At 75.0% G+C, this 17,399-nt stretch carries 4 protein-coding genes and 2 pseudogenes; 1 reads left to right on the top strand and 5 read right to left on the bottom strand.

Annotated elements, in window-relative coordinates; translation table 11 throughout:
- Positions 1 to 9: 9 nt before the first annotated feature.
- Positions 10 to 174 carry a hypothetical protein gene (locus tag Voc01_RS49680; protein ID WP_203934805.1) on the top strand — a complete coding sequence of 55 codons (165 nt, stop codon included), beginning with the start codon at positions 10 to 12 and terminating at the stop codon, positions 172 to 174.
- 182 nt (positions 175 to 356) lie between these two features.
- Here the strand turns inward: Voc01_RS49680 and Voc01_RS49675 are convergent, their stop codons facing one another.
- From Voc01_RS49675 to Voc01_RS49655, 5 genes and pseudogenes are all read right to left on the bottom strand, one after another.
- Positions 357 to 3,458: an AfsR/SARP family transcriptional regulator gene (locus tag Voc01_RS49675; protein ID WP_203934804.1), complete on the bottom strand. Its 3,102-nt coding sequence runs from the start codon at positions 3,456 to 3,458 to the stop codon at positions 357 to 359.
- 393 nt (positions 3,459 to 3,851) lie between these two features.
- The gene (locus Voc01_RS49670) at positions 3,852 to 4,601 is read right to left on the bottom strand and encodes a thioesterase II family protein (protein ID WP_203934803.1); all 750 of its coding nucleotides are present in this window, start codon (positions 4,599 to 4,601) and stop codon (positions 3,852 to 3,854) included.
- 112 nt (positions 4,602 to 4,713) lie between these two features.
- A pseudogene (locus Voc01_RS54925) lies at positions 4,714 to 5,577 on the bottom strand (carboxyl transferase domain-containing protein); the annotation flags it as partial.
- Between the two features lie 69 nt (positions 5,578 to 5,646).
- A pseudogene (locus tag Voc01_RS54365) lies at positions 5,647 to 11,250 on the bottom strand (type I polyketide synthase); the annotation flags it as partial.
- 35 nt (positions 11,251 to 11,285) lie between these two features.
- Positions 11,286 to 17,399 (bottom strand): SDR family NAD(P)-dependent oxidoreductase (locus Voc01_RS49655; protein ID WP_203934800.1); only part of this gene is annotated, 6,114 nt, incomplete at its 5' end.

The following is a 17,399-nucleotide window of genomic DNA, read 5'->3' as shown; positions in this document are numbered from 1 at the left end:
GGAACCCCAATGCGCTCGATCACCGCCCGGATCGCCAAGGTCGCCGTTGCCGCTCTGCTCGGCCTGGCACTCGCATCGACGTCCGCCACCGCCCTGGCCTCGAACAACGCCCCTACCGGTGACGGTGTCACCCTGGCGTGCTGCTATCCCTGGGACACGGTCGGACCGGCCTGACCTCCCAGGGCAGGTCGGAGCGCTACCCGCTACAGATCGTCAGAATGGACGGCAGGCCACGGGCCTGCCGTCCATTCTGTTATCCACCAGATGGCCGATGGCAACTCATCCGTTCAGTCAAATCGAATTCCGCTGAATAGCCGGCGCACTTTCGCACGAATGGTCACCGGAAATCGCGGTCGTCAACGCGGCGCGGGATGGAACGACGCCGGCGGTTGCGCGCCGTCGCCATCGGCGGTGAGGGTGTCGGCGCGCGACGGGTCGACGAACGGCTGGTCGGCTCCGCCGGCCTCGGCGTAGACCTCGTTGAGCATCGCCAGCACCTGCGCCTCGAAGACCGGCGCCTCGATCGCGCGGAACAGACCCAGCGCCCGGTGCAGATGCACCACCGCCTGCGGCATCTTGCCCGCGGCCACCGCCCACTCGCCGAGGCTGCGCTCCACCCGCGCCTCGATCATCCGTTCGCCGTTGGCGGCCGCCAGCACGCGGGCGTCGTTGAGGGCCACCGCCGCCTGCGCGTGGTCGCCCGTCCGCAGCCGCGCCAGCCCCAGGCCGTGCAGCGCGTAGGCCTCGCCCATCGGGTCGCCCAGCTCGCGCACGGCCGTGAGCACCTCGTCGAACGTCGTGATGGCCGCCGTCAGCTCTCCCGCGTCGCGGTACGCGGTGGCCAGCCGGTACAGCACCTGCGCCTCGATCCGCCGGCTTCCGGCGCGCCGGCTGAGCTCCAACGCCTGCGGCAGCAGCCGCATGGCGCCCGCGGTGTCGCCGCCCTCCAGCGCCATCTGGGCCATGCCGTTGAGCACGTACGCCGCCGTGGTGAGGTCGCCGGCGGCGCGCAGCACCTCCAACGCCCGCTGGTAGCGCAGCGCCGCCTGGTCGTTGTTCCCGGCCATCCGGTCGAGATAGGCCAGGAGCCGGTTCACGAGCGCGACACCGTGTTCGGCGCCGAGCTGCCGGAACAGCTGCTCGGACTGTTCGAGGTTGCGCCGGGCGTCGTCGAACCGCTTCTCGACGATGCACAGCGACCCGGTCGAGTACAGCATCACCGCCTGGCCGCGCTCGTTGCCGGTGGCCCGGCACACCGCGAGGGCCACCCGGTGGGTGTCGCGCCAGTCGTTGAGGTAGATCCGCGACTCGAACAGCGTCACCGCGGTGAACGCGAGGTCCCAGCACAGGTCGACCAGCCCGACCTTGGCGGCCTGCCGCACCGCGGCGACCAGCGTCTGCCGCTCCCGCTCCAACCAGTGCATCGGGTTGTCGATCAGCTGCGCCGCCACCTTCGGGGCGAACGCCCACCGTTCGGCGTCGCTGTGGATCTGCGGGCTGCGGTCGCCGAGGAGGCGTCCGTGCGCCTGTTCGGCCAGGAAGAGCAGGGCACCGAGGACGCGCGAGAGCGCCGCGTTGCGCTCGGCCGCGGTCTCCTCCACGGCGAGCCGTTCGCGGGCGAAGACCCGGATGAGGTCGTGGAACCGGTACTGGCTGCGGGGCCCCGCGTCCGTGCCGGTGATCTCCACGAGCTGCGCGTCGACGAGGTCGTCGAGCAGGTCCTGCGCGTCGACCAGCGGCCGGTCGAGCAGCGCGGCGCCGACCCAGCCGCCGAAGATCGGGAAGTCGAGCAGGGCCAGCCGGCGGAACAGCCGCCGGGCGTCGTCCTCCAGGTTGTCGTACGTGTGGGAGATGCTGACCCGGATACCGAGCGCGCCGTGCTTGAGCTCGTCGAGCCGGCGTGACTCGTTCTCCAGCCGGCTCGCCAGCTGCTCCACCGTCCAGTGTGGACGGGCCGACAGCCGCGCGCCGGCGATGCGCAGCGCCAGCGGGAGCTGGCCGCACAGCTCGGCCAGCTCGGCCGCCGCGTCGGTCTCCGCCCGCACCCGCTCGTCGCCGGCGATGCGCGACAGCAGCTCGATCGACTGCTTGGAGTCGAAGACGTCGACCGCGATGTGCGTCGCTCCGGGCAGCCCGGCCAGCCGCCGCCGGCTGGTGATGAGCACCGCGGCGCTCGGGTTGCCCGGCAGCAGCGGCAGCACCTGCGTCTCGCTGCCGGCGTTGTCGAGAACGATCAGCGTGCGCCGGTCGGCGAGCAGCCCGCGGTACATCTCCGCGCGCTCCTCCTGGCCGTCGGGGATCGCGGCGCCGGGCACGCCGAGCGTGCGCAGGAACCGCTCCAGGACCTGGGTCGGGCTGGCCTGCCGGATCGCGCCGCCGTGCAGGTCGGCGAAGAGCTGGCCGTCGGGGTAGCGCCACGCGAGCCGGTGCGACACGTGCACGCACAGGGTGGTCTTGCCGATGCCCGGCTTGCCCGCGACCACGACGATCGGCACGGCCAGCTGGTTCGGGTTGTCGGCCGCGACGGCCAGCTGCACCTGGATCGCCTGGATCTGCGCCGACCGCCCGGTGAAGTCGGCGATGTCGGTGGGCAGCATGCTCGGACCGGTGCCGCCGCCCACCGGCTCCAGGATCTCGGGCAGGGCCGGCACGGCCGCCGGCTCGGCGGCGACGACGGGGTCGACCACGACCTCCGCCTTCTCCCGCACCGACGGCGCGCTGAGCGTCACGTCGGAGGCGAGGATCGAGCGCTCCAGCGCCTGCAGCCGCTCGCTGGGCTCCAGCCCCAGCTCCTCGATGAGGACCCGGCGGGCCGACCGGTAGCACTCCAACGCCTCGGCCTGCCGGCCCGACCGGTACAACGCGAGCATCAGCTGGCCGCGCAGGCGTTCGCGCAGCGGATGGGCGGCCACCAGCTCGCCGAGCTCGGCGATCAGCTCGCCGTGCAGGCCCAGCTCGAGCTCAAGGTCGACGCACTCCTCGGTGGCGCCGAGCCGGCGTTCGACGAGCCGGTCGGCGGCCGCGCGCAACGGTTCGCTGTCGAGACCCTCCAGCGGGGCACCGCGCCACATGCGCAGCGCCTCGCGGTAGCGCTGGACGGCCTCCTCCTTCGCCGGCGCCGTGGCCGCCGACGCGAGGACCGCTTCGTAGTGCTGCAGGTCGACCCGGGTGTCGGAGACCTCGAGGGCGTAGCCCTGGTGGCGGGTGGTGATCGCCTCCGGGTGCCGGCTTGCGGCGAACAGGCGGCGCAGCGCCGACACGCAGATCTGCACCTGGGCGCGGGCGCTGCTCGGCGGTCGTTCCCCGTAGACGGCGGTGACCAGCCGGCCGACCGAGACGACGCGGCCGGGCTCCAGCGCGAGACAGGCGAGCACGATCTGCTGACGATGGCCGGCCAGGTCGAGACGATGCCCCTCGTCTGCGATCAGCTCGAGAGGTCCGAGAACGCGGATTTCCACCGGATCCGCCGCCCTACACCGCTCCGACGACGCGCGTGAGGCCTAACCGTGTAGCCGCTTTCACGGCCTTTCGGTAGCCACCTTTCGAACAACCACGACAGCATCTACACCGGTGGTCCAAGGCATTCTCCCCCGTGTGTCCCGCCTCAGACTACGAACGCATCCATGGCCGCCGCTACGCTACTCGCCAGACACCACCGTTCGGCCATCGTGCACTGGGCCGTTCAACCGATGGCGGAATGGACGCCCCCCGGTTCCGAATCATGTTCAGAGATCGGGAGAGCGCGTTCAGACTCAGAATGACGCTCAGAATACGGTTACATTACGAGCGAGGGCAACGGGAAAGGGGCGGACATTGCGTCCGCCCCTTTCCGCGTTCGTGCGCCGGTGATCTCAGCCGAGCTGTTCGGTGATCGCCGCGAGCACCTTCGGGGCCTGCGAGCTGACGAAGAAGTGCCCGCCCGGGAAGACCTGCAGCTCGAACGCGCCGCTCGTGTGCCCCGACCAGGCCAGCGCCTCCTCGAGGCTGGTCTTCGGGTCGTCGTCGCCGGTGAACGCGGTGATAGGAGCCGAGAGGCCGCGGGTCGGGTCGTGCTGGTAGGTCTCGATGGCCCGGTAGTCGCTGCGGATCGCGGGGAGGATCATCCGCAGGATCTCGGGGTCGCCGAGGACGGCCGCGTCGGTTCCGCTCAACGCCTGCAGTTCGGCGATGACGCCGGAGTCCGAACGCTTGTGCACGCCCTCGTTGCGGTAGCGCGACGGTGCGCGCCGTCCGGACGCGAACAGCCGCACCAGGGTCGCGTCGCCGCTGGCCTCCAGCCGCAGGGCCACCTCGTACGCGAGCACCGCGCCGAGGCTGTGCCCGAAGAACGCGAGCGGCTTGTCGGTCCAGCCGCGGACCGCCTCGGCGACGAGGTCGGCCAGGTCGTGGATGTCGCCGACGTTGGGGTCGGCGCGCCGGTCCTGCCGGCCGGGGTACTGCACCGCGAGCACGTCGATGCCGGGCGACAGCGCCCGGGCCACGGGGAAGTAGAAGCTCGCCGAGCCGCCCGCGTGCGGGAAGCAGACCAGGCGCACCGGCGCGGCCGGGGCCGGGTGGAACCGGCGGATCCAGGTGTCGGAGTCCACAATGGACGATGTCATGGGTCGGCTCCTCCTAGAGCGGGATCGTGCGGTGCTGAGTGCTTCTGTGCGACCACCAGGCGCGACCCGCGGGTGCCGCCGCGAACGCCTCGGCCAGTCGACGGCGGAGGTCGCCGCCGTAGGTCCTGCGGGTGACGACCGTGACGCGCGGCACCGACGCCCCGTCGAACCCGGCCAGCCGCGTCGCGTCGGGGTCGTCGGTGAGCACGAGCAGCGGGACGCCGAGCGCGTCGCACGTCCGCACGAACCGCTCCGCCCGCGCCGCCGTGAGCGGGTCGATGCGACCGCCCGCGCGCGCCGGGTCGTTGGCGACCACGCCGACCGTGCGGCCGGCCAGCCGGCCCAGCCCGGTGACGATGGTGGCGGCCCACGTGGTCCGCAGCTCGACGAAGCCCGGGTCGAACAGGGCGTGCCCGTCGGCGACCCCGGAGCCCGGACCGGCGAGGAACGGCCGGGCGAGCAGCCCGACCAGCTGCCGGGCCCGCGCGTAGGCGTCGGGCTCGGAGTCCACGGCGAGGTCGGGACCGCCGGCGAACGGCCGGGCAGCGGGCGCGCTGATGACCAGGTCGGCCCGTGACGCCACCGCGCCGGTCACCGGACCGAGCACCACCGAGATCCGCGGAACCCGGCCGGACGCCCGCTCCATCGCGGCGAGCACCGGGTCGTCGTCGGTCGGCTGTGGGCCGCCGGAGTACCACAGGCCGACGACCGGTGAACGCTGGCTGATGGCCGCGTCGACGGCCCGCACGATCCGGCCGCCACCGGCCGTGCCCGTCAGTGCGGTGTCGGCGCAGAAGGCGACCACGGTGCGTCCGTCGATCCGGCCGCGGACCGCGGTGACCCCGCTGGCGTCGGCGGGATGCAGAGCCGAGACCGAGTGCGGGTCCAGGAGCGTTCCGAGGCACAGCCGCGGATCCCGCGGAGTGGGCGGCAGCCCGTCGAACACGGTCGACGGCCGAATGGCGACAGTTGTCATCGAATCCCCATCAGCTGGAAGCAGGGGTACTTAACCAATTGAACGGGTTGCCACCGGAGGAAAGAACCCCTATTCGGACCCCGCCAGCGTGCCCAGCCAGGCGTCGATCTCGCTCGCGGTCGAGGGGGCGTGCTCGTCCATCATCGAGAAGTGGTTGCCGGGCACGTCGACGACCGTGTCGGCGAACTTCCCGGACGCCTGCCACTCCTCCCTGGGCGGTGCCTCGTCGGCGTCCCCGCCCGGCATGAACTCCGTGGCCCGCAGCAGCAGGGTCGGCGCCTCCACGTCCACCGGTGACCAGAAGCCGCCGAACAGCCGCAGGTACCAGCCCATCGCCGACAACCCGACGCTGTCCATGTAGCCCCAGGTCTCCTCGCGCTCGTACCCGCCCTGCACCATGCCCGGCAGCGCGCCCTTGAGCGTTCCGATGCCGTCGTCGGGGAAGTACGTGTCGATCAGCACCACCGCGTGCGGCGCGACGCCGCGCGCCTCGAGCTGCGCGGCGACCGCGTACGCCAGCCACCCGCCGCCGGAGGCTCCGGCAAGGACGAACGGCGCGCCGTCCGGGTGCTGCCGCAGCACCGCGTCGGCCTGCAGGTCGAGCAGCGCGTCGAGGTCGGCGGGCAGCTTCTCGCCGCGGGTGAACCCGGGCGCGCTGAGCACCGACAGGTCGCGGACCCCGTCGCAGGCGACGGCGAGGCGGCTGTACTGGTGCGGACCGGCGAGCGCGCTGATCGAGGTGAAGCAGGCCAGCGCCGGACGGCGCGGTCCCCGCGCGAACGTGATGAACTCCGGCGGGCTGCTCACCTCGGCCGGCCCGGCGAACGTCGGCCGCAGCGCCGCCGCGGTCATGAGCAGCGTGCTCGCCCGGCTGAACTCGCCGACGTCGCAGCCGCGCCGGTACAGGTCCGACAGCGAGTCCAGCGAGCTGTCCGGCGCGGGCGGGATGTCGGCGGCCGCGCGCAGCAGGTCGGCGGCCTCGGCGAGCTTCCCGTCGGCGCAGCCCTGCCGGTACATCGCCGCCATCGACACGAGCGGATCCTGTTCGGCGACGGCCGCGGGAGCTACGTCGAGGTCGAGCTCGTCGAGCAGCCACCCGGCCAGGTCCTGCGAGGTCGGCCGCTCGAAGAGCACCTTGACCGGCAGCTTCAGCCCGGTCGCCGCGTTCAGCGCGTTGCGCAGCCCGACGGCGGCCAGCGAGTCGAACCCGAGGTCGGTGAACCGGCGCCCGGGCGGGATCTGGTCGGCCCCAGCGAACCCGAGCACCGCAGCCACCCGCTCGCGCACCAGCCGCAGCACGATCTCCGCACGGTCGCCGGCCGGCGCCCCGGCGAGGCGGGCCGCGAGGTCCGTGCCACCGCCGCCCGCTGAGGCGTCGTCGGCAACCGCGAGCCGGGCCACCTCCGGGATCTCCGCGATCAGCGGCCGGGCGCGGGCGGCGGTGAAGCCGGGCGCGAACCGGTCCCAGTCGATGTCGGCCAGCACCACCGCGGTGTCGCCGGCGGTGAGGGCCCGGCGCAGGCCGGCGAGTGCCGCCTCCGGCGCCATCGGCGGCAGGCCGAGCCGCAGCAGCCGCCGCCCGATCTCGCCCTCGGCGAGGCCGCCGCCGCCCCAGGTGCCCCAGGCGACCGAGGTGGCGGCCCGGCCCCGCGCGCGGCGCCGCTCGGCCAGCGCGTCGAGGTAGGCGTTGGCAGCGGCGTACGCGCCCTGCCCGCCGCTGCCCCACACGCCGGCGCCGGACGAGTACAGCACGAACGCGTCCAGCGGCCGGTCGCCGAGGAGGTCGTCGAGGTGGGCGGCGCCGCCGACCTTCGCCGCGCAGATCCGGGCCAGCTCGTCCGGACCGGTGTCGACCAGCGGCGTGCCGATCTGGCCCAGGCCGGCGGTGTGGACCACCGCGGTGAGGTCGTGCAGCGGGTCGAGGAGCGCGGCCAGGCTGTCGCGGTCGGCGACGTCGCAGGCGGCGACGGTCACCCGGACGCCGGCGGCGGTCAGCTCCGCGACGAGGTCGGCCACGCCGGGCGCGTCGGCGCCCTGCCGGCTGGTGAGCACGAGGTGGTCAGCGCCGTGCGCGGCGAGCCACCGGGCCACCTGGCGGCCGAGTCCGCCGGTGCCGCCGGTCACCAGCACGGTGCCGCGCGGACGCCAGTCCTCCGCGGCGGAGAGGTCGGTGGTGTCGCGCACCAGCCGCCGGGCGTAGGTGCCGGACGCGCGCACCGCCACCTGGTCCTCGCCCTCGGAAGGCGCTGCCAGCACCGCCGCGAGCCGGTCGGCGACGCGGCCGTCGACGGTCTCCGGCAGGTCGACCAGGCCGCCCCAGCGCCGTGGGTGCTCCAGGCCCGCCACCCGGCCCAGTCCCCAGGTCTGCGCCTGTTCCGGGTCCGCCGGCGGGTCACCGTCCACACAGGACACCGCGCCCCTGGTCGCGAGCCACAGCGGCGCGGTCGCGTCGAGGTCGTCCAGCGCGCCGACGAGCGCGGTGGTCAGGGCCAGCCCGGCCGGCACCCACGGCCGCTCCGACGGGCGCGTGTCGAGGCCGCACAGAGAGAGGATCCCGGCGACCGGTCCCCCCACGGCGCCCACGAGGTGGGCGAGGTCGGCGCGTCCGGCCGACGGCGGAACGGTCACCGTGCGGACGTCGGCACCGCGCTCGGTGAGCGCACCGGCGACCCCGCCGTCGGTGACGCCGTCGGGCTTCACCAGCAGCCAGGTGCCGCTCAGCGTCGCTCCCGGGGCGGCGGGCACGTCGCGCCACACGATCCGGTACCGCCAGCGGCGTGCGGCGGCGTCGCCGCGCCGGCGGCGCCGCCACGCCGACAGCGCCGGCAGCAGGCCGTCCAGGTTCGTCGGGGCGAGGTCGAGCTCGGCCGCCACCCGGTCGGTGTCGCCGCCGTCGACGGCGGCCCAGAAGTCGGCGTCGGCGTCGAGGTCGGCGGGCAGGTCCGCGACCACGGGTGCGGCGGTGACGTCCGGCCAGTACCGCTGCCGCTGGAACGGGTACGTCGGCAGCGGCACCACCCGCGACCCGCGGCCGGCGAAGACGGCGGTCCAGTCCGGGGTGACGCCGTGCGCGACCGCCTCGGCCAGCGACGCGGTGAACCGGGTGAGGCCGCCGTCGTCGCGACGCAGCGTGCCGCTGACCTCGGCGGCCGCGCCCGCGTCGTCGAACGTCTCGCGCATGCCCATCACCAGTACCGGGTGCGCGCTGACCTCGACGAAGTGCGCGTACCCGCGCTCCAGCGCCGACCGCACGGCCGCTTCGAAGCGCACCTGCTGGCGCAGCCCGCGGTACCAGTACGCGGTGTCCAGCTCGGCGCCGTCGACAGGTTCGCCGGTCACCGTCGAGAAGATCTCCACGCGCGACCGCCCCGGCGCGACGGCGCCGATCTCGGCGAGCACGTCCTCCTCGATGCGCGACACGTGCGCGCAGTGCGAGGCGTAGTCGACCGGCACGCGCCGCGCCCGCACCTCGCCCTCGGCACACGCGGCGAGCAGCTCCTCCAGCGCGTCGGGGTCGCCGGAGACCACCACCGAGGACGGCCCGTTGACCGCGGCGACCGCGATCCGCCCGTCCCACCGCGCGATCATCGGCTCCGCGTCGGCCTCGGGCAGCGCGACCGACACCATGCCGCCCTGACCGGCGAGCGCGGTGAGGGCGCGGCTGCGCCGGGCGACCACGCGCGCGCCGTCCTCCAGCGACAGCGCCCCCGCGACCACCGCCGCCGCGATCTCACCCTGCGAGTGGCCGAGCACCGCGCCCGGCTCGACGCCGTGCGCACGCCACAGGTCGGCCAGCGACACCATCACCGCCCACAGGACGGGCTGGATCACGTCGACGCGCTCGGGCAGCGACGGGTCGCGCAGCACCTCCTCCAGCCGCCAGTCGACGTGCGGGGCGAGCGCCCGCGCGCAGGCGGCGATCCGGGCGGCGAAGACCGGCGAGGTGTCGAGCAGGTCGACGGCCATGCCGGCCCACTGCGAGCCCTGGCCGGGGAAGACGAACACGACCTTGCCGGCCGCACCCGCCTCGCCGACGCTGACCCCGTCGTGCGGCAGGCCGGCGGCGACAGCGGTGAACCCGGCCCGCAGCGAGTCGGTGTCGGTGGCCACGAACGCGGCGCGGTGCTCGAACGCCGCGCGGGTCGCGGTGAGGGTGAAGGCGACGTCCACGGGGCGGTGCGGCTGGTCGACGAGTGAAGCGGCCAGTGCGCGCACGGCTTCGGGGGTGCGACCGGACAGCACGACCGGCACCGGAACAGCCGGGTCCGCCGGAGCGTCCTCGTCGGGGGGCGCCTGCTCCAGGATCACGTGCGCGTTGGTCCCGCTGATGCCGAACGACGACACCGCGGCGCGGCGCGGCCGGCCGGTCTCCGGCCACGGCTGCGACCCGGTCGCCAGCGTCACCGCGCCGGCGGACCAGTCGACGTGCGGCGACGGCGTGGTGGCGTGCAGCGTCGGTGGCACGATCGCGTGCCGCAGCGCCTGCACCGACTTGATGACGCCGGCCACGCCCGCGGCCGCCTGCGTGTGCCCGATGTTCGACTTCACCGAGCCCAGCCGCAGCGGACGGTCGGCCGGCCGCTCCCGGCCGTAGGTCGCCAGCAGCGCCTGCGCCTCGATGGGGTCGCCGAGCTTCGTGCCGGTGCCGTGCGCCTCGACGAGGTCGACCTGGTCGGCGGTGAGCCGGCCCGCGGCCAGCGCCTGCCGGATGACCCGCTGCTGCGAGGGTCCGTTCGGCGCGGTGAGCCCGCTGCTGGCGCCGTCCTGGTTGACCGCGCTGCCCCGCACGACGGCGAGCACCGGGTGGCCGTTGCGGCGGGCGTCGCTGAGCCGTTCCAGCAGCAGGATGCCGGCGCCCTCGGAGAAGCTGGTGCCGTCGGCGTCGGCCGAGAACGGCTTGCAGCGCCCGTCGGGTGCCAGGCCGCGCTGGCGGCTGAACTCGACGAAGCTGCCCGGGGTGCACATCACGGTGACGCCGCCGGCGAACGCGAGGTCGCACTCGCGCCTGCGCAGCGCGTGCGCGGCGAGGTGCAGGGTCACCAGCGACGACGAGCAGGCGGTGTCGACGGTGACGGCCGGACCCTCCAGCCCGAGCGTGTAGGCGATGCGGCCGGACGCGACGCTGTTCGACGTGCCGGTCGCGAGGTAGCCCTCGGCGCCCTCGAACCCACCGGGCGACGACAGCAGCAGGTTCGCGTAGTCCTGTCCCATCACGCCGACGAACACCCCGGACCGGCTGCCGCGCAACGACCGCGGCGGCACCCCGGCGCGTTCCAGGGCCTCCCAGGAGATCTCCAGCAGCAGCCGGTGCTGCGGGTCCATCGCCAGGGCCTCGCGCGGGCTGATGCGGAAGAACTCCGGGTCGAAGTCGGCCACGTCGGTGAGGAAGCCGCCCTCGCGGACGTAGGTGGTGCCGGGCTGGTTCGGGTCGGGGTCGTAGAGCGCGTCGAGGTCCCAGCCGCGGTCGCGCGGGAACGGCGCGATGGCGTCGCCGCTGTCGGCGACCAGCCGCCACAGGTCCTCGGGCGAGCGGATCCCGCCCGGGTACCGGCAGCCCATCGCGACGATCGCGACCGGTTCCTGGTCGGCGTCCTCCACCTCGCGCAGGCGCTGACGGGTCTCGTGCAGGTCCGCGGCGACCCGCTTGAGGTAGTCGCGGAGCTTGTCCTCACTCACGGCCGGTTCCTCTTTCAGTAACGCAGGGGGCCTCAGGCCCGGCCCAGCTCGTTGTCGATGAAGTCGAACAGGTCGTCGTCGGATGCCGACCGCAGCTTGTCGGTGACGGTCTCGCCGCCGTCCGGCGCCGGCTCGTCGTCGAGCGCGGCGAGCAGGGTGGCGAGGCGGTGCCGGATGCCGTCGCGCGCCTCGCTGCCGGCGGTCAGCCCGGCGAGGGCGGTCTCCAACCGTTCCAGGTCGGCGAGGGCCGGCGCGACCGCGTCGACCTCGTCGGCCTCCAGCGCGCCGGCCAGGTAGCCGGCGAGCTTGTTCGCCGACGGGTAGTCGAAGATCAACGTGGCCGGCAGGCGGAGCCCGGTGACGGCGGCCAGGCGGTTGCGCAGCTCGACCGCGGTCAGCGAGTCGATGCCGAGCTCCAGCAGGCCCCGGTCGGGCTCGACCGCGTTCGGACCGGCGTGGCCGAGCACCGCGGCGGCGTGCGTGCGCACGACCTCCAGCAGCACCCGCTCCCGTTCGGCCTCGTCGAGGCCCCGCAGCCGCTGCGCCAGCGCCGACGCCTCGGCGGCGCCGGGTGCCGGTCCGCGCCGGGTGGCGACGCGGATGAGCCCGCGCAGCAGCGGCGGCACCGGGCCGTCGCCGACCTGTGCCCGCAGCCCGGCGAGGTCCAGCTTGATCGGCACCAGCGTCGGCGCGTCGAGTCCGAGCGCGGTGTCGAACAGCGCGAGGCCCTCCTCCGACGACAGCGCCACCGCGCCGGCGCGGCTCATCCGCTCGCGGTCGCCGTCGGCGAGGGCGCCGGTCATGCCGCTGTCCTCGGCCCACAGGCCCCAGCCGAGCGACACCGCGGGGAGCCCGGCGGCGCGGCGGTGCTGTGCCAGCGCGTCGAGGAACGCGTTGGCGGCGGCGTAGTTCGCCTGTCCGGGCCGTCCGAACGTGCCCGCCGCGGAGGAGAACAGCACGAACGCGGCCAGCGGGAGGTCGGCGGTCAGCTCGTGCAGGTTCAGCGCCGCGTCGACCTTCGGGCGCAGCACCCGGTCGAGGCGTTCGGGCGTCAGCGAGGTGAGGACGCCGTCGTCGAGCACGCCGGCCGCGTGGACCACGCCGGTCAGCGGCCGGTCGGCCGGCACCGTGGCCAGCGCCGCGGCGAGCGCGTCGCGGTCGGCCACGTCGCAGGCCGCGACCGTCGCCTCGGCACCGAGAGCGCGGAGGTCCGCGACCAGGTCGGCCATGCCGGCGGCCGCCGGGCCGCGCCGGCTCAAGAGCAGGAGCGACGGGACCGCGTGAGCGCGCACGAGGTGCCGGGCCAGCAGCCCGCCCAGGGCGCCGCCGGCGCCGGTCACCACGACCGTGCCGCCGCCGAGGCGTCCCACCTCGCTTGCGGCGGACGGTGCGGTGACCGCGACGCGCGCCAACCGCGCCGCCCGCGCGCGGCCCTCGCGCACCACCGCCTGGTGTTCACCGGCGGCGAGCAGGCCGGGCAGGGCCCGCACGGAGGCGTCGGACCCGTCGACGTCGGCGAGCGCGAACCGGCCGGGGTTCTCCGACTGCGCGGTGCGCAGCAGGCCCCACACCGCGGCGCGGGCCAGGTCGGTCGGGTGCTCCTCGCCGTCGGCGGCGACCGCGCCGCGGGTGAGCACGGTGAGGGTCGCGCCGGCGAGGCCGTCGGCGGCGACCCAGGCCTGTGCCAGGTCGAGCACCGAGTGGGTCGCGGTGCGCGCGTCGGTGTCGCCGGCCATCGTCACCAGCACGACGTCGGGGACGCGTGCGCCCGCGGCGACGGCCGTGACCAGCGCGCCGAGGTCGGCGTAGGTATCGGGCCGGATCCCGGCGCCCTGCAGGCCGGTGGCGGCGTCGAGCGGGTCGGCGCCGACGAGCGCCCAGGTGCCTGTCGCCGGCGCACCGCCGGTGGCGACCGGCGTCCAGTCGAGCCGGAACAGCGACTCGTGGTAGCTGGTGCTCCCGGCCCGCAGCTGGTCGAGTCCGATCTCGCGGACGAGCAGCGACTCCACCGACGCGACCGGCGCACCGGCCCCGTCGAAGAGGTCGAGGCTGATCTGGTTGGGGCCGGCGGGCCGCAGCCGCACCCGCAGCGTTCCGCCGGTGCCGGGCGCGAAGACGGTGACGCCGCTGAACGAGAACGGCAGCCGGCCGCCTCCCCCGCTCGCGCCGTCGCCGGCCTCCGCCGGTCCGGGAAGCGCCATGGTGTGCAGCGCGGCGTCGAGCAGGGCCGGGTGCAGCGCGAAGCGGTCCGGGTCGGGAACACCGGCGTCGGTCTCCCCCAGCGACACCTCGGCGTACAGGTCGCCGTCGCGGCGCCAGGCCGCGGTGAGGCCCTGGAACACCGGGCCGTACTCGAACCCGAGGCCGGCGAGCGCCGCGTAGTGCCCGTCGACCGGAACCGGGTCGGCGTCGGCCGGCGGCCACTGCTGGGGCCCGGTCGTGGACGCCGCGGTGCGCGGGGTGAGCGCGCCTGAGGCGTTGCGGACCCACGGTTGGGCCTCGTCGGTGCCCTCGACCCGCGAGTGCAGGGCGACGGGACGCCGACCCGCCGCGTCGACGGCGCCGACGACGAGTTGCAGCTGCACGCCGCCGGACTCCGGCAGCACCAGCGGCGCCTCGAGGGTCAGCTCGTCGACGCGTCCGAACCCGACCTGGTCGCCGGCGTGCAGCGCGAGCTCGGCGAACGCCGTGCCGGGCAGCAGTACCGTGCCGGCGACCGCGTGGTCGGCCAGCCAGCCGTGGGTCGCCAGCGCCAGCCGTCCGGTGAACAGGTAGCCGTCGGAGCCGGCCAGCGGCACGGCCGCGCCGAGCAGCGGGTGGTCGGCCCGGCCGAGCCCGAGCCCGGTCGCGTCGCCGGCGACGGCCGACCGCGCGGCCGGCGTCGGCCAGTAGCGCTCGTGCTCGAAGGCGTAGGTGGGCAGGTCGGTGAGCCGGGCGTGCGGGTAGAGCGCGGTCCAGTCGGGGGTGAGGCCGTGCGTCCAGGCCTCGCCGAGCGAGGTGAGGAAGCGGCGCCGGCCGCCGTCGTCGCGGCGCAGCGTGCCGACGGTGACCGCGCCGGGCGTGTCGTCGAGGGTCTGCTGCACGGGCACGGTGAGCACCGGGTGCGGGCTGATCTCGATGAAGTAGCGGTGCCCGTCGGCGACCATCGACCGGGTCACCGACTCCAGCTCCACGGTGTGGCGCAGGTTGCGGTACCAGTAGGCGGCGTCGAGCTCGACCGCGTCGATCACCTGACCGGTGACCGTCGAGTAGAACGGCACCTGCGCCGGCCGGGGGCTGATCGGGGCCAGGGCGACCAGCAGCTCGTCGCGGATGGCCTCGACGTGTGCCGAGTGGGAGGCGTAGTCCACGGCGATGCGCCGCGCGCGGGTCCCGTCGGCGGCGCACGCCTCGAGCAGCTCGGTGACCGCGTCCGGGTCGCCGGCGACCACGACGGACGCCGGCCCGTTGTTCGCGGCGACCGACAGCCGGCCGTCCCAGCGCGCGATCAGCCCGGCGGCGCCGGCGGCCGACAGCGCGACGGAGGCCATCGCGCCCCGGCCGGCGATCGCGAGCAGGGCCCGGCTGCGCAGCGCCACCACCCGGGCGGCGTCGTCGAGGCTCAACGCGCCGGCGACGCACGCGGCCGCGATCTCGCCCTGCGAGTGACCGGCGACCGACGACGGGTGCACGCCGTGGGCGCGCCACACCTCGGCCAGCGACACCATGACCGCGAACAGCACCGGCTGCACCACGTCGACGCGCTCCAGCGCCTCCGGTCCGCCGCGCAGCACCTCGAACAGCGACCAGTCGGTGTACGGGGCGAGGGCGGCGGCGCACTCGGTCATCCGCTCGCGGAACACCACGTCGGTGTCGAGCAGCTCGACGGCCATGCCGGGCCACTGCGAGCCCTGGCCGGGGAACAGGAACGCGACCCGGCCGTCGGCGCGGGCGACCCCGGTCGCCGCCTCGCCCCGCACGACCGCGGCCAGCCCGCGCCGGAACTCCTCGGCGTCGGCGGCGACGACCGCGGTCCGGTACGGGAACTGCGCGCGCCCGGTGGCCAGCGTGAACCCGACGTCCACCGGCCGGGCGTCGACCTCCCGCAGCCGGTCGGCCTGGCCGGCGAGGGCGGCCTCGCTCGCGGCGGAGACCGGCCACAGTACCGGGCCCGCGACCGTCCGTTCGGGTGCCGGTTCCGGCGCCGGCGGCTGCTCGATGATGGTGTGCGCGTTGGTCCCGCTGATGCCGAACGACGAGATCGCCGCGCGGCGCGGCCTCGTGACGGCCGGCCACGGCTGTTGTTCGGTGAGCAGCTCGACGGAGCCGGCCGACCAGTCCACGTGCGGCGACGGCTCGTCGACGTGCAGGGTGCGCGGCAGGACGCCGTGCTCCATCGCCTTGATCATCTTGATGATGCCGGCGACGCCGGCGGCGGCCTGGGTGTGGCCGAGGTTGGACTTGACCGAGCCCAGCCAGAGCGGGATGTCCCGCTCCTGCCCGTAGGTGGCCAGGAGCGCCTGTGCCTCGATCGGGTCGCCGAGCTTCGTGCCGGTGCCGTGCGCCTCGACGGCGTCGACGTCCACAGTGGACAGACCACCGGACGCCAGCGCCTGCCGGATCACCCGCTGCTGCGACGGACCGTTCGGCGCGGTCAGGCCGTTGCTCGCGCCGTCCTGGTTGATCGCGGACCCGCGCACCACGGCGAGGATCGGATGGCCGTTGCGCCGCGCGTCCGACAGCCGCTCCACGAGCAGCATCCCGACGCCCTCGCCCCAGCCGGTGCCGTCGGCGGCACCGGCGAACGCCTTGCACCGGCCGTCCGGCGACAGCCCCCGCTGGCGGGAGAACGCCACGAACGTCCCCGGCGTCGCCATCACGGTCACCCCGCCGGCGAGTGCCAGGTCGCACTCCCCGCGCCGCAGCGCCTGCACCGCGAGGTGCAGCGCGACCAGCGACGACGAGCACGCCGTGTCGATGGTGACCGCGGGCCCCTCCAGGCCGAACGTGTAGGAGACGCGGCCGGAGGCGATGCTGCCCGCGGTGCCGGAGCCGACCGAGCCGCCGATCGCGTCGACCGCGTTCTGCAGCACCTCCGCGTAGTCGTGGTACATGACGCCGGCGTAGACGCCGGTGCGGCTGCCGCGCAGGCTGCGCGGGTCGATGCCGGCCCGCTCGATCGCCTCCCAGCTCGTCTCCAGCAGCAGCCGCTGCTGCGGGTCGGTGCTGACCGCCTCGCGCGGCGAGATGCCGAAGAACGCGGGGTCGAACCGGTCGGCGCCGTACAGGAAGCCGCCCTCGCGGACGTAGCTGGTCCCGGGGTTGTCGGGGTCGGGGTGGTAGAGCGCGTCGACGTCCCAGCCGCGCTCGACCGGGAAGCCGGAGATCGCGTCGCGGCCGTCGGCGACCAGCCGCCACAGGTCCTCGGGGGTCTCGACGCCGCCGGGGAACCGGCAGGCCATCCCGACGATGACGATCGGCTCGTCGTCCTGACGCGCGGCGACCACCGGCGTGTCGAGGTCGCGGGCCGTACCGAGCAGCTCGTCGCGCAGGTACGTGGCCAGCGCGAGCGAGGACGGGTAGTCGAAGACCAGCGTCGCCGGCAGCCGCAGCCCGGTCGCCTCGGCCAGCCGGTTGCGCAGCTCCACCGCGCCGAGCGAGTCGAAGCCCAGCTCGGTGAACGCGCGTCCGGGTTCGATCGCGTCGGCGCCGGCGTGCCCGAGCACCGCGGCCACCTGGCCGCGGACGAGGTCCAGCAGCGCCTTCTCGGCGTCGGCGCCGGTGAGCTCCGCGAGCCCGCGCACGACGTCGTCGCGGGCCGCGGTGCGCCGGGCGGGCGCGCGGACCAGTCCGCGCAGCAGGGGCAGCCCGGCCATCGCGGTCAGGTTCAGGCGCGCGGGGACCAGCAGCGGGGTGCCCACGGTGAGCGCGGCGCCGAACAGCGCCAGACCCTCCTCATTGGACAGACCGGGTACGTGCCGGACCCCGGTGCCCATGCCCTCGGCCTCCGACCACAGCCCCCAGGCCAGTGACACGGCCGGCAGGCCCCGCGCGACCCGGTGCTGTGCCAGCGCGTCGAGGAACGAGTTCGCCGCGGCGTAGCTGGCCTGTCCGGGGTTGCCCAGGACACCGGCGAGCGAGGAGAACAGCACGAACGCGGACAGGTT

Source organism: Virgisporangium ochraceum, assembly GCF_016863655.1.
GTDB lineage: Bacteria > Actinomycetota > Actinomycetes > Mycobacteriales > Micromonosporaceae > Virgisporangium > Virgisporangium ochraceum.
This window is presented reverse-complemented; position numbering and strand designations above follow the sequence as displayed.